The organism is Kaustia mangrovi (assembly GCF_015482775.1).
Classification (GTDB): Bacteria; Pseudomonadota; Alphaproteobacteria; order Rhizobiales; family Im1; genus Kaustia; species Kaustia mangrovi.
The window spans coordinates 395,522-415,341 of the sequence record NZ_CP058214.1 but is presented as its reverse complement, the minus strand read 5'-3'; the positions used below and the strand labels follow the sequence as shown (position 1 = coordinate 415,341).

The 19,820-nt window shown below is 67.0% G+C and carries 18 protein-coding genes; 13 read left to right on the top strand and 5 right to left on the bottom strand.

The window, feature by feature from the left end:
• Positions 1–4 precede the first annotated feature (4 nt).
• Positions 5–958, top strand: a complete 954-nt coding sequence (locus HW532_RS01965; RefSeq protein WP_213162816.1) for an endonuclease/exonuclease/phosphatase family protein — start codon at positions 5–7, stop codon at positions 956–958.
• 21 nt (positions 959–979) lie between these two features.
• On the opposite strand, the gene HW532_RS01960 is transcribed toward HW532_RS01965, so the two are convergent.
• The 5 genes from HW532_RS01960 to HW532_RS01940 all read right to left on the bottom strand — a co-directional run bounded on the left by HW532_RS01960 (position 980) and on the right by HW532_RS01940 (position 5,698).
• Complete coding sequence (locus HW532_RS01960; protein WP_213162815.1) at positions 980–2,140, bottom strand: acetyl-CoA acetyltransferase; 1,161 nt, start codon at positions 2,138–2,140, stop codon at positions 980–982.
• A gap of 125 nt (positions 2,141–2,265) precedes the next feature.
• The gene (locus HW532_RS01955; RefSeq protein WP_213162814.1) at positions 2,266–2,973 is read right to left on the bottom strand and encodes a LutC/YkgG family protein; all 708 of its coding nucleotides are present in this window, start codon (positions 2,971–2,973) and stop codon (positions 2,266–2,268) included.
• Entirely contained in the window at positions 2,966–4,387 is a 1,422-nt protein-coding gene (locus HW532_RS01950) for a LutB/LldF family L-lactate oxidation iron-sulfur protein (protein ID WP_213162813.1), read from the bottom strand. The genes HW532_RS01955 and HW532_RS01950 overlap by 8 nt, the downstream gene beginning before the upstream one ends.
• Positions 4,388–4,392: 5 nt before the next feature.
• Positions 4,393–5,157 (bottom strand): (Fe-S)-binding protein, encoded by a 765-nt coding sequence (locus tag HW532_RS01945; RefSeq protein WP_213162812.1) that lies wholly within the window; start codon positions 5,155–5,157, stop codon positions 4,393–4,395.
• A 154-nt stretch (positions 5,158–5,311) separates the two neighbouring features.
• Complete coding sequence (locus tag HW532_RS01940; protein WP_213162811.1) at positions 5,312–5,698, bottom strand: c-type cytochrome; 387 nt, start codon at positions 5,696–5,698, stop codon at positions 5,312–5,314.
• A 346-nt stretch (positions 5,699–6,044) separates the two neighbouring features.
• Between HW532_RS01940 and HW532_RS01935 the strand changes: the two genes are divergently transcribed.
• The 12 genes from HW532_RS01935 to lipA all read left to right on the top strand — a co-directional run bounded on the left by HW532_RS01935 (position 6,045) and on the right by lipA (position 19,810).
• The gene (locus HW532_RS01935; RefSeq protein ID WP_213162810.1) at positions 6,045–7,541 is read left to right on the top strand and encodes an FAD-linked oxidase C-terminal domain-containing protein; all 1,497 of its coding nucleotides are present in this window, start codon (positions 6,045–6,047) and stop codon (positions 7,539–7,541) included.
• 3 nt (positions 7,542–7,544) lie between these two features.
• Positions 7,545–8,759 (top strand): glycolate oxidase subunit GlcE, encoded by a 1,215-nt coding sequence (gene glcE / locus HW532_RS01930; protein WP_213162809.1) that lies wholly within the window; start codon positions 7,545–7,547, stop codon positions 8,757–8,759.
• A 42-nt stretch (positions 8,760–8,801) separates the two neighbouring features.
• Positions 8,802–9,182, top strand: coding sequence for a DUF4870 family protein (locus HW532_RS01925; RefSeq protein WP_213162808.1), 381 nt, complete (start codon positions 8,802–8,804; stop codon positions 9,180–9,182).
• A gap of 3 nt (positions 9,183–9,185) precedes the next feature.
• Complete coding sequence (gene glcF, locus HW532_RS01920; RefSeq protein WP_213162807.1) at positions 9,186–10,478, top strand: glycolate oxidase subunit GlcF; 1,293 nt, start codon at positions 9,186–9,188, stop codon at positions 10,476–10,478.
• 112 nt (positions 10,479–10,590) lie between these two features.
• Positions 10,591–12,204, top strand: a complete 1,614-nt coding sequence (gene aceB / locus HW532_RS01915; protein ID WP_213162806.1) for a malate synthase A — start codon at positions 10,591–10,593, stop codon at positions 12,202–12,204.
• Between the two features lie 181 nt (positions 12,205–12,385).
• Complete coding sequence (locus tag HW532_RS01910; RefSeq protein WP_213162805.1) at positions 12,386–12,679, top strand: FtsB family cell division protein; 294 nt, start codon at positions 12,386–12,388, stop codon at positions 12,677–12,679.
• 135 nt (positions 12,680–12,814) lie between these two features.
• Positions 12,815–13,930, top strand: a complete 1,116-nt coding sequence (gene pdhA, locus HW532_RS01905) for a pyruvate dehydrogenase (acetyl-transferring) E1 component subunit alpha (RefSeq protein WP_213162804.1) — start codon at positions 12,815–12,817, stop codon at positions 13,928–13,930.
• Between the two features lie 126 nt (positions 13,931–14,056).
• Positions 14,057–15,487, top strand: coding sequence for a pyruvate dehydrogenase complex E1 component subunit beta (locus HW532_RS01900; protein ID WP_213162803.1), 1,431 nt, complete (start codon positions 14,057–14,059; stop codon positions 15,485–15,487).
• Positions 15,488–15,565: 78 nt separating this feature from the next.
• Positions 15,566–16,927 (top strand): pyruvate dehydrogenase complex dihydrolipoamide acetyltransferase, encoded by a 1,362-nt coding sequence (locus tag HW532_RS01895; protein ID WP_213162802.1) that lies wholly within the window; start codon positions 15,566–15,568, stop codon positions 16,925–16,927.
• Positions 16,928–16,998: 71 nt separating this feature from the next.
• Positions 16,999–18,396: a dihydrolipoyl dehydrogenase gene (gene lpdA / locus HW532_RS01890; RefSeq protein ID WP_213162801.1), complete on the top strand. Its 1,398-nt coding sequence runs from the start codon at positions 16,999–17,001 to the stop codon at positions 18,394–18,396.
• Between the two features lie 71 nt (positions 18,397–18,467).
• A complete protein-coding gene (locus tag HW532_RS01885) occupies positions 18,468–18,716 on the top strand; it encodes a GlsB/YeaQ/YmgE family stress response membrane protein (protein WP_213162800.1) in 249 nt (82 codons plus the stop codon).
• A gap of 101 nt (positions 18,717–18,817) precedes the next feature.
• Positions 18,818–19,810: a lipoyl synthase gene (gene lipA, locus HW532_RS01880; RefSeq protein WP_213162799.1), complete on the top strand. Its 993-nt coding sequence runs from the start codon at positions 18,818–18,820 to the stop codon at positions 19,808–19,810.
• Positions 19,811–19,820: the final 10 nt, after the last annotated feature.

Genomic DNA, 19,820 nt, shown 5'->3' with positions numbered 1-19,820 from the left:
TCGCATGTTACCGTCAGACGTGATCGGTCGGCTGCGCGTCGTCGCGCCGACGGTGGGGCTTCTGGTTGCTCTCATTGTCTTCGGGCTGGGCTGGCTCGGCGCGTTGTGGCTGCCGCTGGACGTTCTCGCCCATTTCAGGATGCATGCGCTGGGCTTTGCCATTGTGTGCGCGCTGGCCGTCTTCGCCGGGCGCTGCTGGCTGCCTGTCGTCGCCATAGGCGCCGTGCTCGTCATGGCGGCCATCGGTGCGTGGGGCATGCTGTCGGAGCAATTCACGCCTGCCGCCCAGGCCCGCCTCCAGGGCGAGCGGACGGTCAAGCTCCTGTCGCTCAACAGCTGGCTGCGCAATGACGACTGGGAGCAAGTCGAGCGGATGCTGAGGCGGGAGGACGCCGATATCGTCGCCCTGCTCGAATTCGGCCCCGAAAAGGCGCCCATGCTGGCCGATATCGAGGATCTCTATCCCTATCAGGCGAGCTGCCTCGACCTCGCGAACTGCCATGTCGCGCTTCTGTCCAAGGAGCCGATCGTCGACTGGAAGGTCGCCTCGCGATGGGCCGGGCCGCCGCTCATCCAGGCGCGGTTCGGCAAGGTCTACGACAATCTCACCGTGATCGGCGCGCATATCCTGCGCCCACCGCATATCTACGCCCAGAAGCGCCAGCTCGAGGCGCTCGCCACCCTGATCCAGAACACGCCCGGTCCGCTCGCGGTGATGGGGGATTTCAATGCGACCCAGTGGTCGAGCGTGCTGCGGAGCTTCGAGGCGACGTCGGGCCTGCGGCGACTGACCGGCCTGCCATCCTGGCCCGTCTGGACGGCGGGGCTGCCACAGCTCCCCATCGACCACATCTTCATCTCTCCGGGCCTGCGCGTGCATCGCCCGGCCCGCCTCGGCCCGGCCACGGGCTCCGACCATCTCCCCGTAACGGTGACGATCGTCCTCGACCGTGGCTGAGGCGCGGGCGCTGCTTGCGCGTCAGCGCAGGCGCTCGAGGATCGAGACGTAGTTGGCGACCGCCGCGCCGCCCATGTTGAAGATGCCGGCAAGCGTCGCGTCGGGGATCTGCATGTCGCCGGCCTCGCCCATGAGCTGCAGCGCGCTCATCACATGCATGGAGACGCCGGTCGCGCCGATGGGGTGGCCCTTGGCCTTGAGACCGCCCGACGGGTTCACGGGCAGGCGCCCGTCCTTCTCCGTCCAGCCCTCCTCGATGGCGCGTGCGCCTTCGCCCTTGGGCGCAAGGCCCATCGCCTCGTACTCGATAAGCTCGGCGATGGTGAAGCAGTCGTGGGTTTCCACGAAGGACAGGTCGTCGAGCGTCGTGCCGGCGGCCTCGTGAGCCTTCTGCCATGCCGCCTCGCAGCCCTCGAAGGCCACGATGTCGCGCTTCGACAGCGGCATGTAGTCCTGGGTGTGGGCCGCGGCGCGGACATGCACCGCCTTGGGGCGCTGCAGTGCGGTCTCGGTATCGGCGAGCACCAGCGCCGCCGCGCCGTCTGAGACGAGCGAGCAGTCGGTGCGCCGGATGGGGCCGGCCACGATGGGGTTCTTGTCGCCGACCGTGTTGCAGAACTCGAAGCCGAGATCCTTGCGGAGCTGGGCGAAGGGGTTGGCGACGCCGTTCTTGTGGTTCTTCGCCGCAATCCGCGCCATCGCCGCGGACTGGTCGCCATAGCGCTGGAAATAAAGCTGCGCGATCTGGCCGAAGATACCGGCGAAGCCGCCTTCCGTGTCGCCTTCCTCCTTGCGATAGCAGGCGTTCAGCAGGATGTCGCCGATCTCGCGTCCGGGCGCGACGGTCATCTTCTCCGCGCCGACCACCAGCACGAAGCCGCTCTTGCGCGCGCGGATGTCGTTGATCCCCATATGCACGGCGGCGGAGCCCGTCGCGCAGGCATTCTCCACGCGGGTCGCCGGCTTGAAGCGGAACGCGGGATCGGCATCGAGCGCGAAGGCGGCCGGAAAGCTCTGCTTCTCGAAACCGCCGAAATTGCCCACATAGATGGCGTCGATATCCTCGAAGCCGATTCCGGCATCCGCCACGGCCTCTTTCGCCACCCGGGCGATCAGCGATTCCAGGTCGTCGTTCTCGAGCTTTCCGAAGGCGCCGTGCGCCCAGCCGACTATGCAGGTCATGGAGTGAGGGTCCTCGTTCTTGCCTTTTTCTGGCCTGCGGCAACTGTGCCGCAAGCCGGGCGGGGCGGCAAGCGGAAGCCTATGGGCGCGGATGCGGTGTTCCCCTGAGGACGGAGACGGCCAACCTAGCGAGCCTTGCCGCTGCCGGCGATGATGACGTGGACGCGCTTGGGGCCGTGTGCGCCGAGGAACAGTCGCTGCTCGATGTCGCCGGTGCGCGAGGGCCCCGTGACCATGTTGAGGGCGCGCGGCATGATGCCTTCGCCGAACACCTCGCGCAGGCGGTCCCAGACGTCCTCATAGGTGCCGACGATGCGGTCGGCATCGACCATCACCACATGGTTCTCCGGCAGGAAGTTCAGGCTCGTCGGGTTGTCCTGCCCCGAATGGAGCGCCAGCGTGCCGGTCTCCGCGATGCCTGCAAAGGCATGGGAGAGCGAGGCCTGGTCGCTCGCCTCCGCGGCGCCGTGGCCGATTTCGAGCGTCGGAACCCGGTCCCAGGGCAGGGCGGCGAGGGCGGTATCCGCGCCGGTCCGGATCTGGAACGGGAGATTGTGGTTCCTCAGGAACTCCGCGACCGCCTGGGGCACCTCGTCCGGGGTCGCGACCTCGGTCACGGTCGCGTCGGCGCGCTCCAGCATGGTCTTGAAGAGCGCCAGCCTGTGGGCGTCGTCGCCGTCGGCGCGCGCCGGAACGAGATTGCGGGCATGGCGCTCCAGCCTGCTGCGCACCGCGGCGCGGCGGGCCTCGTCCTCCGGCCCGTCGGAGACCTTGAGGTGGCGGCGGATGCGGCCCATCACCGCCGTGCGGGCATCGGTGCCGTCGTCAGCCATGCTGGCGTTCCCTCCAGAGCGCTTGGAATGTCTTTCCCTGCGGCGCGGGCAGGTCGCGATAACGTGTCCAGCCGCCGGCAAGAGGCACGCTGGAGAGGCGACCGCGGCCGCCTGACAGCGCCTTGAGGGCGCCCATGGCAAGCCGGGTGGCGGCGCGGTAGAGGCCGGGGCGGCGGGCCATGAACGCCCACAGCCCGAGGCCTGTGCGCACGCTTGCGGGCGAGAGATGCTTCTCGAACTCGCGCTCGCGCCAGTGGCGCATCATCTTCGGCAGCGGGATGCGCATGGGGCAGACCTCCTCGCACCGCCCGCAGAAGGTCGAGGCATTGGGCAGGGAGCCGGCCTCCTCCACGCCGATGAGCGCGGGATCGAGCACCGCCCCGATGGGCCCCGAATAGACCCAGCCATAGGCGTGCCCGCCGACGGCGTGATAGATCGGGCAATGATTGAGGCAGGCGCCGCAGCGTATGCAGCGCAGCATCTCCTGGAACTCGGTGCCGAGCACGTCCGCGCGCCCGTTGTCGAGCAGGATGACGTGGTACTCCTCCGGCCCGTCGGGGTCGTCCGCCCGGCGGGGGCCTGTGGAGAAGGTCGTGTAGGAGGAGAACTCCTGGCCCGTGGCGGACCGTGCCAGGATGCGCAGGATGGTCGAGACGTCCTCCAGCGTCGGCACCACCTTCTCGATGGTGGCGAGCACGATATGCACCTTGGGCAGGGTCTGCGTCAGGTCGCCATTGCCCTCATTGGTGACGATGATCGAGGTGCCGGTCTCCGCGATGAGGAAATTCGCGCCCGTGATGCCGATATCGGCGTCGAGATATTTCTGGCGCAGGATCTGGCGTGCCTCGTGGAGCAGCGAGACGGGCTCGGTCAGGTCGCGGTCGGCGGGGAGCTCCGTATGGGCCTCGCGAAAGGACTCCTCCACCTGATCCTTCGACAGATGGACCGCCGGGGCGATGATGTGGCTCGGCGTCTCGTGGCGCAACTGGATGATGTATTCGCCGAGATCGGTCTCGACCGGTTCGATGTCCGCCGCCTCGAGCGCGTCGTTGAGGCCGATCTCCTCCGACACCATGGACTTGCCCTTGGTGACGGTGCGCGCGCCGCGCTCCCGGCAGATGTCGAGGATGGCGTTGCGGGCCTCCTCCGCCGTGCGCGCCCAGTGCACGACGCCGCCCGATTCGGCGACCTTTCGCTCATAGGTCTCCAGATAGAGGTCGAGATGGGCGAGCGTGTGGTTCTTGATGTCCCGGCCGGCGTCGCGCAGCGCATCGAACTCGGGCAGCCCGTCGCGGGCCTTGGCGCGCTTGTCGATGAAGCCCTTGGGCACGTTGGACAGAGCACGCTGGAGCTGGGCGTCGCCGAGCGCCTCGCGGGCATTGTCCTTGAAGGAATGGGCGGTCGACTGGACCATGGCGCTCAGTCTCCCTCGCCGATGGGCGGTTGCGATGTCTCGCCGGCGAGCACCTCCGCGACATGGCGGACCTTCACGGCGCTGCCCTCGCGCTTGAGCTTGCCGGCCATGTTCATGAGGCAGCCGAGATCGCCCGCCAGCAGCGTGTCGGCGCCGGTCGAGGCGATATTGGCGAGTTTCTTCTCCAGCATGTTGTTGGAGATGTCGGGATATTTCACGCAGAATGTGCCGCCGAACCCGCAGCAGACCTCCGCGTCGGGAAGCTCCGCCAGGGTGAGGCCGTCCACCTTGGCGAGCAGGCGGCGCGGCTGGGCCTTGACGCCGAGCTCGCGCAGGCCCGAGCAGGAATCGTGGTAGGTGACGGTGCCGTCATATTCGGCCTCGACGCCGGAGACCCCCATGACGTCGACCAGGAAGGAGACGAGCTCATGGGTCTTTCCGGCAAGGGCCTCTGCCTGCGCCCGCTCCGCGCTGCCTTCCGCGAAAAGGGTGGGGTAGTGCTTGCGGATCATGCCCGCGCACGAGCCCGACGGTGCGACCACATAATCGTAGGACGCAAATGCCCTGATGACCTGCCGCGCGATCGAGGCGGTATCCTTCCGGTCGCCGGAATTGTAGGCGGGCTGGCCGCAGCAGGTCTGCGCGTCGGGAACCTCCACCGTGCAGCCGGCCTGCTCCAGAAGCTTGACGGCGGCGAAGCCGACAGACGGGCGGAACAGGTCGACAAGGCAGGTGACGAACAAGGCGACTCGCGGTCGCTCTGACGGCATGGGCGTTCTCCACGCGAAGCTTCGGGGCTGGTCCCGCACGCATTTCCCGGTCGATGGCGGGTGCGGGACGGATCGGTGTCTCTTCTTTCCTATAATGGCTCGGTGAGGATGCCAAGCTGGCCGATGGCCGGGAGCCGGTCAAAGAGGGTTCCCGCTACTCGGAGAATTCCTTCAGATAGGCGATGACGTCCTCCCGGTCGTCCTCCTTCTTCAGGCCCGGAAAGATCATTTTGGTGCCCGGCGCGAACTTGCGCGGATTCTTCAGATATTCCGAGAGGGTCTCCTCGTCCCAGACGACATCCTCCTCGCCGAGCTTCTTCATGGCGTTGGAGTAGTTGTAGCTCTCCACCGCCGCCGCGTGGCGACCCACCACGCCCGCGAGATACGGCCCGATGCGGTTCTTCTGCTGCTCGACCACATGGCAGGCCTGGCACTTGCGGAAGACCTTCTTGCCCTTGTCCGGATTGCCATGCTCGTCGGCCATGGCAAGGCCCGGTGCGGCGGCGACGAGAATGGCGACGGCGGCATAACGCAGAAACATGGTCTCGTGTTCTCCCTGCTTGCTGAACGGACGGCTCTTGTACGCGAACTTTCCCCCGAAAGCCTCCAGCACAGCGGGAAGGTAGCGCGAGTGTGGGCCACTTTGGAACTCGAATAGAGCAAAATAAGCGGGTGCGACGCCATGTGTCACGTTTTCCCAAACCCGGTCGGGAAAGCCCGTGGGGCTGGACAAGCGGGGAGGTCCCTTGTTCCCCCCTGAATTCGGGCGGGACGAAGAACAGACCGTCCGGGCCGTATCGCGAAAACGGCGGGACAACAGGCGAGAACGTGTGAAACTGCTATGCTATGAGGCGGAAACGATATCGGGAACGAGGAAACGGCCAGCCATGAGCGGTCCCATCATGCCGGAAGCCGATGCCGACGTGCTTGGCCGGCGTCAGGACATTGTCAGAGCCCTGCGCCAGATCTGCCCGGGGGAGGGGGTGATCGACGGGGCGGAGGAGATGCGCGCCTACGAGTCCGACGGGCTCACCGCCTATCGCCAGCGCCCCATGGTGGTCGTGCTGCCGGAGACGGTGCGCCAGGTCTCCGCCGTCCTCGCCTATTGCCACGAGAACGGCATCAAGGTGGTGCCGCGCGGGGCAGGGACCTCCCTGTCGGGCGGCGCGCTGCCGCTGGAGGATGGCGTCCTGCTCGCCATGGGCAAGTTCAACCGCGTGCTCGAGGTCGATTTCGACAATCGCTGCGCGGTCGTGCAGCCGGGCGTCACCAATCTCGCCATCACCGAGGCGGTGAAGCATCGCGGCTTCTATTACGCGCCCGACCCCTCCAGCCAGATCGCCTGCACCATCGGCGGCAATGTTGCGGAGAACTCGGGCGGCGTCCACTGCCTCAAATACGGGCTGACCACCAACAATCTGCTCGGTGTGGAGCTGGTCACCATCGACGGCGAGGTCGTGCGCCTCGGCGGCAAGCATCTCGATTCGGAGGGCTACGACCTTCTCGGCATCGTGACGGGCTCCGAAGGCCTGCTCGGCGTGGTCACGGAGGTGACGGTGCGCATCCTGCCGGCACCGGAGACGGCACGGGCCATGCTCGTCGGCTTCCCCTCAAGCGAGGAGGCCGGGCGCTGCGTGGCCGACATCATCTCCGACGGCATCATTCCCGGCGGCATGGAGATGATGGACAAGCCGGCGATCCATGCCGCCGAGGAGTTCGTCCATGCGGGCTATCCGCTCGATGTGGAGGCGCTGCTGATCGTCGAGCTCGACGGGCCGGAGGCGGAGGTGCATCACCTGATCGAGCGCGTCGGGGAGCTCGCCCGCAAGAACGGGGCGACGACGAGCCGGGTGAGCACGTCGGACGAGGAGCGCCTGGCCTTCTGGGCCGGGCGCAAGGCGGCGTTTCCGGCGGTGGGGCGCATCTCGCCGGACTATTACTGCATGGACGGCACCATTCCCCGCCACAGCCTGCCGGAGGTGCTTCGGCGCATGTCGGAGCTCTCCGAGCAATACGGCCTGCGGGTCGCCAATGTGTTCCATGCCGGCGACGGCAATCTCCACCCGCTCATCCTCTACGATGCCAATGAGCCCGACGAGCTCCACAAGGCGGAATCCTTCGGCGCCGATATCCTGAAGCTCTGCGTGGAGGTCGGCGGCGTGCTGACCGGCGAGCACGGCGTGGGCGTGGAGAAGCGAGACCTGATGCCCGCCATGTTCGACGAGACCGACCTCGCCCACCAGCAGCGCCTCAAATGTGCCTTCGACGACCAGGGGCTGCTCAACCCGGGCAAGGTGTTCCCAACGCTCCACCGCTGCGCGGAACTCGGGCGGATGCATATCCACCGCGGCCAGATGCCGTTCCCCGATCTGCCGAGGTTCTAGGCGATGGCGGATATCCACAAGCCGGACAGCGTGGAGGCCCTGCGTGACCTGGTGGCCGGTGCGGCTTCCGAGGACCGGCCGCTTGCCGTCAGGGGGCACGGCACGCGCGACACGGTGGGCCGGCCGGTCCAGGCGGCCGCGACGCTCGACCTGTCGGGACTGTCCGGCATCACGCTCTACGAACCCGAAGAGCTCGTACTCGGCGCGCGCGCCGGCACGCCGCGCGGGGAGGTGGAGGAGGCGCTTGCCGGCAACGGCCAGGAATTCGCCTTCGAGCCGCCCGATCTCGGCACGCTCCTGGGGTCGCAGGGGCGCGGCACGCTCGGCGGCATGATCGCCTGCAACCTCTCCGGTCCGCGCCGGGTGAAGGCCGGTGCGGTGCGCGACCATTTCCTCGGCTTCACGGGCGTGAGCGGGCGCGGCGAGGTCTTCAAGGCCGGCGGGCGCGTGGTGAAGAACGTGACGGGCTACGACCTGCCGAAGCTCATGGCCGGCTCCTGGGGGACGCTGGTCGCGATGTCCGATGTCATCGTGAAGGTGCTGCCGAGGGCGCAGACGCAGTCGACACTCGCGCTCATGGGGCTCGACGACGCGACCGCCATCCGCGCCATGAGCCTCGCGCTCCAGAGCCCGTACGAAGTATCCGGCGCGGCCCATATCCCGGCGGACGTCCTGGCCCGGTCGAACGGCACGCAGGAGGCCGAGGCAACGGCCGTCACCGCATTGAGGCTGGAGGGCGTGGGGCCGTCGGTCGACTATCGCGCGGGCGAGCTCGGCGCGCTTCTGGGCGAGTTCGGTACGCCCGAGCGCCTGCCGGAGGACGCCTCGCGCGGGTTCTGGCGGGAGGTGAGGGACGTGCTGTTCCTCGCCGGCAGCGACGATGCGGTCTGGCGGATTTCCGTTCCGCCCATGGAGGGAGCGGAGGTGGCGGCCCGTATCCGGGCCAGGGCGCCGGCGCTGTGCTATTACGACTGGGCGGGCGGGCTCGTCTGGTGCGCGGTGCCGCCGGCGGGCGACGCCCATGCGAGTGCCGTGCGCGGCGCGCTCCTGGGCACGACGGGCCATGCCACGCTCATCCGCGCGCCGCAAGAGGTCCGGGCCGCCGTCCCGGTCTTCGAACCGCCATCGCCGGGTGTGGCGGCGGTGTCCCGGCGCGTCAAGGAGGCGTTCGATCCCCGCCGCGTGCTCAATCCGGGGCGGATGTATGCCGATCTTTGACGCGAAACCGCAACGCATCACGCGAGCTTGGAGGCCACTGACATGAGCGAGACCGATCCTCAGCCCCCGCGGCCCGGCGCCGCCGACCGCTGGCTCGAACCGGGCCCGAACAACATCCAGCTCATCTATGTGCTCTATCTCGTAGGCTTCGTTGTCGGCATCACGGCGGTGGTCGGCATCGTGCTCGCCTATCTCAACCGCGGCAAGTCGGAAGGCTGGGTCGAGACCCACTATACATGGGCCATCCGGACCTTCTGGATCGGGGTGCTCTTCGCGGCGGTCTCGGTGCTGCTCATGATCGTCGGCATCGGCTTCGTGCTGCTCCTCGCCGCCGGCATCTGGGTCGTGGTGCGCGCGGTCGTCGGCCTCCAGGCGGTCAGCCGCGGCGATCCGATCAAGAACCCCGAAAGCTGGATGCTGTAGGCGATGCAGACGAACTTCACGCAAGACCAGCTCGCAGATCCGCGCATTGCCGAGGCCAACGGCATATTGCGCAAATGCGTGCATTGCGGCTTCTGCACGGCGACCTGTCCGACCTATGTGCTGCTAGGCGACGAGCTCGATTCGCCGCGCGGGCGCATCTACCTCATCAAGGACATGCTGGAGGAGGACAAGCCGGCGAGCCCGCAGCTCGTGAAGCATATCGACCGGTGCCTGTCGTGCCTCGCCTGCGTGACCACATGCCCGTCGGGCGTCGACTACATGCATCTGGTGGACCAGGCGCGGACGCGGATCGAGGAGACCTATCGCCGTCCGCTGCCCGACCGGGCGATCCGCGCCCTGATCGCGCGCATCCTGCCCGAGCCCGGCCGCATGCGCCTCGCTTTGGCGCTGGCGCGGCTCGGCCGTCCCGCCGCGCCGCTCCTGCGTCTCGTGCCGGTGCTGAAGCCGCTGGCCGCCATGCTGTCGCTCGCGCCATCGGGCGGATCTGCGAAGGGCGAGGCGGCCGAACCTGTCCGGTCCGGCGAGCGGCGGGGGCGGGTGGCGCTGCTCACGGGCTGCGTGCAGTCGGTCATCGCGCCGGAGATCAACGCGGCCACGCGCCGCCTCCTCGCGCGCCACGGCATCGACGTCGTCGTGCCGCAGGGGCAGGGCTGCTGCGGCGCGCTGACCCACCATATGGGCCGCGAGGACGACGCCATGGCCCGCGCGCGCCGCAATATCGACGCCTATATCGCGGAGATGGACGGGGAGGGGCTCGACGCCATTGTCATCAACGCGTCGGGCTGCGGCACGACGGTGAAGGATTACGGGCACATGTTTTCCCGCGATCCGGAATATGCCGAGAAGGCCGCACGGGTCTCGGAGATCACGCGCGACATCACCGAATATATGAGCGCGATCGGGCTTCGCGGCGCCAGGGCTCCGGTCAAGGCGCGCGTGGCCTATCACTCCGCCTGCTCCATGCAGCACGGGCAGAAGATCCGCACCGAACCCAGGACGCTGCTCGAACGGGCCGGGTTCGACGTGCGCGACGTGCCGGAGGGGCATCTGTGCTGCGGCTCCGCGGGGACCTACAATATCCTTCAGCCGGACATCGCCGACCGGCTGAAGGCGCGCAAGGTCCGCAATATCGAGAGCACGCGCCCGGACCTCATCGCGACCGGCAATATCGGCTGCATCACGCAGATCTCCTCCGGCACCGGCGTCCCCGTCCTGCACACGGTGGAACTGCTGGACTGGGCGTGCGGAGGCCCGCGGCCGGCGCGGCTCGGCTGAGGGGGCAGCGGCGCGATCCGGGGCGACCTTCCGGCCTGTGGAAACCCGTCTTGAGACGCGGCACCTCTCGTGGTTTTCCCCGGCTGGATAAACGCTACAGGAGATCGATGTCATGTCAGTTGCGGATGCTTCCCAATCCGGCCTGCCGGCGGGTGTTGCGCTCAAGAGCCCGGTCGCCGGCGACCAGGGGCGTGTGCTGACCCCGGATGCGCTGTCCTTCGTTGCCGATCTGCACCGCCGGTTCGAGGCGGAGCGGCGCGCGCGCCTGACGGAACGGGTTGAGAGGCAGAAGCGGTTCGACGAGGGGGCCTTGCCGGACTTCCTGCCGGAAACCCGCGAGATTCGGGAGAGCGACTGGACGGTCGGCTACATTCCCGGCGATCTGCAGGACCGGCGTGTGGAAATCACCGGCCCGACCGACCGCAAGATGGTCATCAACGCGCTCAATTCGGGCGCGAAGGTCTTCATGACCGATTTCGAGGACGCCAACTCCCCGACTTGGGACAACATGCTCAACGGCCAGCTCAATCTGATGGACCGCTGGGCCGGCGCGCTCGACTTCACCGATCCCGCATCGGGCAAGGCCTACAGGCTCTCCGACGATCCCGCCGTGCTGATCGTGCGGCCGCGCGGCTGGCACCTGGTGGAGGAGCATATGACAGTCGACGGCGATCCGGTCGCCGGCGGGCTGTTCGATTTCGGTCTCTATGTCTTCCACAATGCCCGCGCCGCGCTCGACCAGGGCTCCGGACCCTATTTCTACCTGCCCAAGATGGAGAGCCATCTGGAGGCCCGGCTGTGGGACAAGGTGTTCCGCCACGCCCAGGAGGCGCTCGGACTTCCTGTCGGCACCATCAAGGCGACGGTGCTCATCGAGACGCTGCCGGCGGCGTTCGAGATGGACGAGATCCTCTATGAGCTCAAGGACCATATTGTCGGGCTCAATTGCGGGCGCTGGGACTATATCTTCTCCTTCATCAAGACGCTCAGGAACAAGCCGGAGTTCATCCTGCCGGACCGCGGGCAGGTGGTCATGAGCAAGGCGTTCCTGAATGCCTACAGCCTGCTGCTCATCAAGACCTGCCACCGGCGCGGCGCCTTCGCCATGGGCGGCATGGCGGCCCAGATCCCCAACCGGCGCGACCCGGAGGCGAACGAGGCGGCACTTGCGAAGGTGCGCGCCGACAAGGAACGCGAGGCCCGCAACGGCCACGACGGCACCTGGGTCGCCCATCCCGATCTGGTGCCGGTCGCTCAGGAGGTGTTCGACGCGCTCATGCCGGGCCCCAACCAGCTCGACAATCGGCGCGAGGACGTCTCGGTCGGCCAGAAGGAGCTGCTCGAGGTCCATGAGGGCACCAAGACGGAGGCCGGGTTCCGCGAGAATATCCGCGTCGGCGTCCAGTATATCGAGGCCTGGCTCAGGGGGCGGGGCGCGGTGCCGCTCTACAATCTCATGGAGGATGCCGCGACCGCCGAGATCAGCCGGGCCCAGATCTGGCAGTGGCTCAAATTCGGCGAGAGCCTCGAGGGCGGCCAGAAGGTGACGAAGGACGTCTTCGAGCGCTGCCTCGACGAGGAGATGGCGCGGGTGCGCGAGGAGGTTGGGGCGGAGGCCTACGACGCCGGGCGCTTCCCGGAGGCCATCGACATCTTCCGCACCATGTCGACCCAGGACCGGTTCGAGGCCTTCCTCACGCTTCCGGCCTATCGCCACATCGTCTAGGGTCCTTCGCCTCGCCCGGATGCGATGCGCCGCCGCTGTCCCGGGAGAAATCCCCGGGGCAGCGGCGGTGACGCAGTCGCCTTTCAGCAAAGCATTAACCTTGTCCGGCCTAGGGTGACGGTCGCGATATTCACAAAGCGTTGGGGCGCCCATGCGCAAGCACCGATCGGCACTGCTTTTCATGACTGTCTGCCTTGCCGCGCTCGGCTATTTCGCCTGGCACGGCGTCTATGGCAGCCGGGGCATGGAGCGGGTCAAGGCGCGCGAGTTCGAGGTGGGCCGGCTGGAGCGCAAGCTCGACGCCCTGGTCGCCGAACGCGAGCGTCTGGAGCAAAAGGTCGCGCTCCTGCGCCCGGACGGCATCGATCCCGACATGCTCGACCGGCAGGCGCGCGCCCTGCTGGAATTCGCCCATCCCAACGACCGTGTCATCCTGCTCGACTCCGGCGATCTCGACCGGAAACCGGCGAATTAACCGAAATTCTGTTAATGACGAAAATATAACGCTTAAACAGTATCTTATCGAAAACCGGAAGGGTGAAATTCCTTCTGGCGCGACGGCCCTGAACTGGCTATCCTCGCCCAAAAGCATCGTCAGGGAGAGGCAGTCATGGCGCCCCGCAAGTCCAAGACACAGACGAAATCGACGGCGGCGAAACCGGCAAGCCGGAAAACGCCCGCCAGCCGCAAATCGTCTGACGGCAAGCCGGCGACGCGTGCGCGCCGGTCGTCCAAGGCCGCCACTCCCGCCGTTCCCGAATTCACGCCCGAACAGGAGCTCGACGCACTGCGCCGGATGCTGCTGATCCGCCGGTTCGAGGAGAAGGCCGGCCAGCTTTACGGCATGGGCTATATCGGCGGCTTCTGCCATCTCTATATCGGCCAGGAGGCCGTGGTCGTGGGCATGCAGCTCGCCATCGAGAAGGGCGACCAGGTCATCACCTCCTATCGCGACCACGGGCACATGCTCGCTTGCGGCATGGACCCCAAGGGCGTCATGGCCGAGCTCACCGGGCGCCGCAGCGGCTATTCCAAGGGCAAGGGCGGCTCCATGCACATGTTCTCCAAGGAGAAGGACTTCTTCGGCGGTCACGGCATCGTGGGCGCGCAGGTCCCGCTCGGCACGGGACTGGCCTTCTCCAACCGGTATCGGGAGAACGACCGGGTGTGCGTCACCTATTTCGGCGAGGGCGCGGCCAATCAGGGCCAGGTCTATGAGAGCTTCAACATGGCCTCCCTGTGGAAGCTGCCGGTGATCTACGCCATCGAGAACAACCGCTACGCCATGGGCACCTCCATCACCCGCGCCGCGGCGAATGCGGAGAACCTGCACAATCGCGGCACGGTCTTCGGCATCCCCGGAGAACAGGTCGACGGCATGGATGTGCGCGCGGTCAAGGCCGCCGGCGAGAAGGCGGCGGAGCATTGCCGCGCTGGCGACGGGCCGATCATTCTTGAGATGATGACCTATCGCTATCGCGGCCACTCCATGTCCGACCCGGCGAAGTACCGCACCCGCGACGAGGTGCAGAAGATGCGCCAGGAGCACGATCCCATCGAACAGGTCCGCCAGCGCCTGCTCGACGGCGGCCATGCCAGCGAGGACGAGCTGAAGAAGATCGACAAGGAGGTGCGCGACATCATCTCCGAGGCGGCCGAGTTCGCCCAGTCCGATCCCGAGCCCGATCCGTCCGAGCTGTGGACGGATGTCTATGTCGAGTCGTGACGGCCCTCGTCCCGTGACCATGGGCCGCCCCTTGCTGCTACACTCGTTCGAAACGCCCCGCTCCGGGGGCGATGATCCGTGGAAGGCGGCCCGCTGCGCCGCCGCCCGGTTGGGAGGTTAAGACACATGCCGACGCCGATCCTCATGCCCGCCCTCTCGCCGACCATGGAGGAGGGCACGCTGGCCAAGTGGCTGGTCAAGGAAGGTGACGAGATCGCCCCCGGCGACGTCATCGCGGAGATCGAGACCGACAAGGCGACCATGGAGGTCGAGGCGGTCGACGAGGGCAAGGTCGGAAAGATCCTGATCGACGCCGGCACGGAGGGTGTGAAGGTGAACACGCTCATCGCGGTGGTGCTGGGCGATGGCGAGGATGCCGGCGATATCGATGTCGCGAGCCTCGAGGGCGGATCGTCCGGAAACGGCGCGGACAGCGAGACCCGGTCCGCACCCGACGAGACCGAAGCCGCCTCAAAGGCGCCGGAAGGGGAGGAGCGGCCCGCATCCCGGCCCGCGGAACCGGCAGCGCCCGCGACCGCGGCGCCCGCCGACCCGGAGGTTCCGGAGGGCACGGAGTTTGTTTCCACGACCGTTCGCGAGGCCCTGCGCGACGCCATGGCGGAGGAGATGCGCGGCGACGACAGCGTCTTCGTCATGGGCGAGGAGGTCGCGGAGTACGAGGGCGCCTACAAGGTGACCCAGGGACTGCTGGCGGAATTCGGCGCCAAGCGCGTCATCGACACGCCGATCACCGAGCACGGCTTTGCAGGGCTCGGCATCGGCGCGGCGTTCGGCGGGCTCAAGCCGGTCGTCGAGTTCATGACCTTCAACTTCGCCATGCAGGCCATGGACCAGATCATCAACTCCGCCGGCAAGACGCACTACATGTCCGGCGGCCAGATGCGCTGCCCCATGGTGTTTCGCGGGCCCAACGGCGCGGCCGCCCGCGTCGCCGCCCAGCACAGCCAGGACTATTCCTCCTGGTATGCCCATGTGCCGGGCCTGAAGGTCGTGACCCCCTATACGGCGGCGGACGCCAAGGGGCTGCTCAAGGCCGCGATCCGCGATCCCAACCCGGTGATCTTCCTGGAGAACGAGATCCTCTACGGACGCTCCTTCGACGTGCCGAAGCTCGACGACTGGGTGCTGCCCATCGGCAAGGCCCGGATCGCGAGGGCGGGGGGCGACGTGACCATCGTCTCCTACTCCATCGGCATGCAGCATGCGCTCGAAGCCGCCGACAGGCTGGCGGAAGACGGCATCGAGGCGGAGGTGATCGATCTCAGGACGCTGCGGCCGCTCGATATCGACACGGTGATCGAGAGCGTGAAGAAGACCAATCGCTGCCTCACGGTGCAGGAGGGCTGGCCGGTCTGTTCCATGGCCTCGGAGATCGCGATGCAGATCATGGAGCATGCCTTCGACTGGCTCGACGCGCCGGTCGCGCGCGTCACGGGCAAGGATGTGCCCATGCCCTATGCCGCAAATCTGGAGACACTCGCCCTGCCGTCGACCGACGAGGTCGTGGAGACGGCACGCAAGCTTCTCTATCTGTGACGCCCCGGCGGGGCGCCTTCGGGACACGGGGAACTCCCTGAAGCCATCCGACGACACAAAGCAGGACGCAAAAGAGCCATGCCCACGCCCATTCTGATGCCCGCGCTGTCGCCCACCATGGAGATGGGCAAGCTCGCCAAATGGCTGGTCAAGGAGGGCGACAGCGTCGCTCCGGGAGACGTTATCGCCGAGATCGAGACCGACAAGGCGACCATGGAGGTCGAGGCGGTCGAGGAGGGTACGCTCGGCAAGATCCTCGTCGATGAGGGGACCGACGAGGTCGCCGTCAACACGCCCATTGCGGTGCTCCTGGAAGAGGGCGAGGACAAGGACGCGCTGAAGGACTTCGATGCCGGCGGCCCCCCGGCCAAGCCGGAGAAGGACGAGGCCGAAGCGAAGGAAGAGAAGGAAGAAAAGCCGGCCGCATCCGCGCCCGAGAAGAAGGCGGAGGAGGCGGCTCCCAAGGCAGCGCCGTCGGCGGGGGGAGACGCCGAAGGCAAGGGTGGGCGCATCTTCGCCTCGCCGCTCGCCCGGCGCATGGCCGAACAGGCGGGGATCGACCTTGCCGCGCTCAAGGGCTCGGGCCCCCATGGCCGCATCGTGAAGCGCGATATCGAGGAGGCCAGGGAGAAGGGCGTTCCGGCGCAGGCAGCGGAGGCGCCCGCCGCAGCCGCAGCGCCCGCGAAGGCCGCCGCGCCGATGGCCGACAAGGAGATCCTCAAGCTCTACGAGGAGGGCACCTACGATGTCGAGCCGCACGATTCCATGCGCAAGATCATCGCGGAGCGGCTCACCCAGGCGAAGCAGACCATCCCGCATTTCTACCTGACGGTCGATTGCGAGCTCGACGAGCTGCTCGCCCTGCGCTCCAAGCTCAACGGGCGCGCGCCGGAGGGCGAGGACGGCAAGCCCGCCTACAAGCTCTCCGTTAACGACTTCATCATCAAGGCGCTCGGCATGTCGCTAATGCGCGTGCCCGACGCCAATGTCACCTGGACGGAGGGCGGCATGCTGAAGCACCGCCGGGCCGATGTCGGCGTGGCGGTCGCCATCGAGGGCGGTCTGATCACGCCGGTGGTGCGCCAGGTGGAGGCGAAGGGCCTTTCGGCGATCTCCAGCGAGATGAAGGATTTCGCCGTCCGCGCGCGCTCGCGCAAGCTCATGCCGCACGAATATCAGGGCGGCACGACGGCGGTCTCCAATCTCGGCATGTTCGGCGTGCGCGACTTCTCCGCCGTCATCAACCCGCCGCATGCGACGATCCTCGCCGTCGGCAAGGGCGAGAAGCGGCCCGTGGTGGTCGGCGACGAGATCGCGATCAAGACCATGATGACGGTCACCCTGTCGACCGATCACCGCGCGGTCGACGGCGCGCTCGGCGCGAAGCTGCTGGCGGCGTTCAAGAACTGCATCGAGGAACCGGCAATGATGCTGGTGTGAGGCGAGGCCGGCCCCGCCGTCGCGGGACTGGCGGGACCAGGTCCCCCCAAAGGCTGAAACGAGGCGAGTGAATGAGCGAGACCAGCTTTGACGTGATCATCATCGGTGGCGGGCCGGGCGGCTATGTGGCCGCCATACGCTCAGCCCAGCTCGGCCTCAAGACCGCCATCGTGGAGGAGAAGCATCTGGGCGGGATCTGCCTCAACTGGGGCTGCATTCCCACCAAGGCCCTGCTGCGGTCCTCGGAAATCTACCACTATATGCAGAACGCCAAGGATTACGGCCTGACCGCGGATAAGGTCGGCTACGATACCGAGGCCATCGTCAAGCGCTCGCGTGCGGTCGCCGCCCAGCTCAATAAGGGCGTCGGGCACCTCATGAAGAAGAACAAGGTCACGGTGATCGACGGGCGCGGACGGCTCGACGGCCCGGGCAAGGTCGCGGTGAAGAAGGACGGCAAGGACGCCGGCACCTACAAGGCGAAGCATGTGATCCTCGCCACCGGCGCCCGCCCGCGTGCCCTGCCGGGGCTCGAGCCCGACGGCGACAAGGTGTGGACCTATTTCGAGGCCATGGTGCCGAAGGAGATGCCGAAATCGCTGCTCGTGATCGGCTCTGGCGCCATCGGCATCGAGTTCGCCTCCTTCTACCACACGATGGGGGTCGAGGTGACGGTGGTGGAGATTCTCGACCAGATCCTGCCGGTAGAGGACGCCGAGATCGCCGCCCATGCCCGCAAGCGCTTCGAGAAGCAGGGCATCGAGATCATGACGGGCGCGAAGGTCGAAAAGCTCGACAAGACGAAGTCGGGCGTCACCGCGACCGTCAATGACGGCAAGGAAAGCCGCAAGATCGCGGTCGACAAGGTGATCTCCGCCGTCGGCGTCACCGGCAATATCGAGGATATCGGGCTCGAGACGACGAAGGTGAAGACGGATCGCGGCATCATCGTCGCCGACGGCTACGGCAAGACGGCGGAGCCCGGGGTCTACGCCATCGGCGACGTGGCGGGCCCGCCCATGCTCGCCCACAAGGCCGAGCACGAGGGCGTGATCTGCGTGGAGGCCATCGCCGGGCTCAAGCCCCATGCGATGGACAAGCTGAAGATTCCGGGCTGCACCTACTGCCAGCCGCAGATCGCGAGTGTCGGGCTGACCGAGGCGCAGGCCAAGGAGAAGGGCCACGAGGTCCGCGTCGGCCGTTTCCCCTTCATCGGCAACGGCAAGGCGATCGCGCTCGGCGAGCCGGAAGGCCTCGTGAAGACGGTGTTCGACAAGAAGACCGGCCAGCTCCTCGGCGCCCATATGGTCGGCGCGGAGGTCACCGAGCTCATCCAGGGCTATGTCGTCGCCATGAATCTGGAGACGACGGAGGAAGAGCTCATGCATACGGTCTTCCCCCATCCCACGCTTTCGGAGATGATGCACGAGGCCGTGCTTGACGCCTATGGGCGCGTTATCCACATGTGAGATCGCATGGGCGCGCCCGCTGGGGCACAGGCCTCCCGGAGTGGGGAAGGGCAAACCCGAAGGAGAACGGAATGGGCCTTGGCATACTGGGTTGGATCGTGGTCGGCCTCCTCGCCGGCTATATCGCCGAAAAGGTCATGCAGAAGAATCATGGCCTGATCACCAATCTGATCGTCGGCGTGGTCGGCGCGCTTCTCGGCGGATGGCTCGCGGGCGTCGTGGGGCTTCATGTCGCGCCGGGCTTCTGGGGCACGCTGATCGTTGCTATTGTCGGCGCCATCATTCTGCTGTTCGGACTCAATCTGGTTCGAGGACGCTAGAGCGACGTGCGTTCAACCGGACGCGAACAACCGAACGCGAATAAGTCGCTCTAACCTTTTGAAGAAGATCGGACTATCGATCTAGGCTCAGGCATTTTCTCATGGTCACTCTCGTCGATACGGTGACGGCGCCCAACGCGCCGCGCCACCCGGAAAAGGCGCACCGGCCGGACAATCCGGTGATGCGCAAGCCGGACTGGATCCGCGTCAAGGCGCCGGGCTCGCCCGTCTATCGGGAAACCCGCCAGATCGTGCGCGAGAACAAGCTCGTGACGGTGTGCGAGGAGGCGGCCTGCCCCAATATCGGCGAGTGCTGGTCGAAGAAGCATGCGACCTTCATGATCATGGGCGAGGTGTGCACGCGCGCCTGCGCCTTCTGCAATGTGCGCACCGGCCTTCCCGACGCGCTCGACCCGGACGAGCCGGACCATGTCGCGGAGGCCGTCGAAAAGCTCGGCCTGCGCCATGTGGTCATCACCTCCGTCGACCGCGACGACCTCGCCGATGGCGGGGCGCAGCATTTCGCCGAGGTGATCGGCGCGATCCGCCGGCGCAGCCCCGAGACCACCATCGAGATCCTTACCCCCGACTTCCTGCGCAAGGACGGGGCGCTGGAGATCGTGGTCGCCGCGCGTCCGGACGTCTTCAACCACAATCTGGAGACGGTGCCGTCGCGCTATCTGAAGGTCCGCCCCGGCGCGCGCTATTTCCATTCGCTGCGCCTGCTCCAGCGGGTCAAGGAGATCGATCCGGAGATCTTCACCAAGTCCGGCATGATGGTCGGGCTGGGCGAGGAGCGCATGGAGGTCCTCCAGGTGATGGACGACATGCGCGCGGCCGATGTGGACTTCATCACCATCGGCCAGTACCTCCAGCCGACCCGCAAGCATGCTGCGGTCGACCGGTTCGTGACGCCCGACGAGTTCAAGGGCTACGAGACGACCGCCTATGCGAAGGGCTTCCTCATGGTCTCCGCGAGCCCGCTGACGCGCTCGTCGCACCATGCGGGCGAGGATTTCGAGCGGCTCAGGGCCGCCCGGGCGGCGATGCTCGCCAAGCAGGGCGCAGCCGGCACACAACACGACAGGGCGTAAGTCTCGCCGC

Coding starts and splice junctions, on each gene's coding strand:
- glcE (WP_213162809.1), top strand. CDS start 7,545: ATGGCGGATATCCACAAGCCGGACAGCGTGGAGGCCCTGCGTGACCTG.
- HW532_RS01965 (WP_213162816.1), top strand. CDS start 5: ATGTTACCGTCAGACGTGATCGGTCGGCTGCGCGTCGTCGCGCCGACG.
- pdhA (WP_213162804.1), top strand. CDS start 12,815: ATGGCGCCCCGCAAGTCCAAGACACAGACGAAATCGACGGCGGCGAAA.
- lipA (WP_213162799.1), top strand. CDS start 18,818: ATGGTCACTCTCGTCGATACGGTGACGGCGCCCAACGCGCCGCGCCAC.
- glcF (WP_213162807.1), top strand. CDS start 9,186: ATGCAGACGAACTTCACGCAAGACCAGCTCGCAGATCCGCGCATTGCC.
- HW532_RS01960 (WP_213162815.1), bottom strand. CDS start 2,140: ATGACCTGCATAGTCGGCTGGGCGCACGGCGCCTTCGGAAAGCTCGAG.
- aceB (WP_213162806.1), top strand. CDS start 10,591: ATGTCAGTTGCGGATGCTTCCCAATCCGGCCTGCCGGCGGGTGTTGCG.
- HW532_RS01950 (WP_213162813.1), bottom strand. CDS start 4,387: ATGGTCCAGTCGACCGCCCATTCCTTCAAGGACAATGCCCGCGAGGCG.
- HW532_RS01910 (WP_213162805.1), top strand. CDS start 12,386: ATGACTGTCTGCCTTGCCGCGCTCGGCTATTTCGCCTGGCACGGCGTC.
- HW532_RS01935 (WP_213162810.1), top strand. CDS start 6,045: ATGAGCGGTCCCATCATGCCGGAAGCCGATGCCGACGTGCTTGGCCGG.
- HW532_RS01940 (WP_213162811.1), bottom strand. CDS start 5,698: ATGTTTCTGCGTTATGCCGCCGTCGCCATTCTCGTCGCCGCCGCACCG.
- HW532_RS01900 (WP_213162803.1), top strand. CDS start 14,057: ATGCCGACGCCGATCCTCATGCCCGCCCTCTCGCCGACCATGGAGGAG.
- HW532_RS01885 (WP_213162800.1), top strand. CDS start 18,468: ATGGGCCTTGGCATACTGGGTTGGATCGTGGTCGGCCTCCTCGCCGGC.
- HW532_RS01955 (WP_213162814.1), bottom strand. CDS start 2,973: ATGGCTGACGACGGCACCGATGCCCGCACGGCGGTGATGGGCCGCATC.
- HW532_RS01945 (WP_213162812.1), bottom strand. CDS start 5,157: ATGCCGTCAGAGCGACCGCGAGTCGCCTTGTTCGTCACCTGCCTTGTC.
- lpdA (WP_213162801.1), top strand. CDS start 16,999: ATGAGCGAGACCAGCTTTGACGTGATCATCATCGGTGGCGGGCCGGGC.
- HW532_RS01895 (WP_213162802.1), top strand. CDS start 15,566: ATGCCCACGCCCATTCTGATGCCCGCGCTGTCGCCCACCATGGAGATG.
- HW532_RS01925 (WP_213162808.1), top strand. CDS start 8,802: ATGAGCGAGACCGATCCTCAGCCCCCGCGGCCCGGCGCCGCCGACCGC.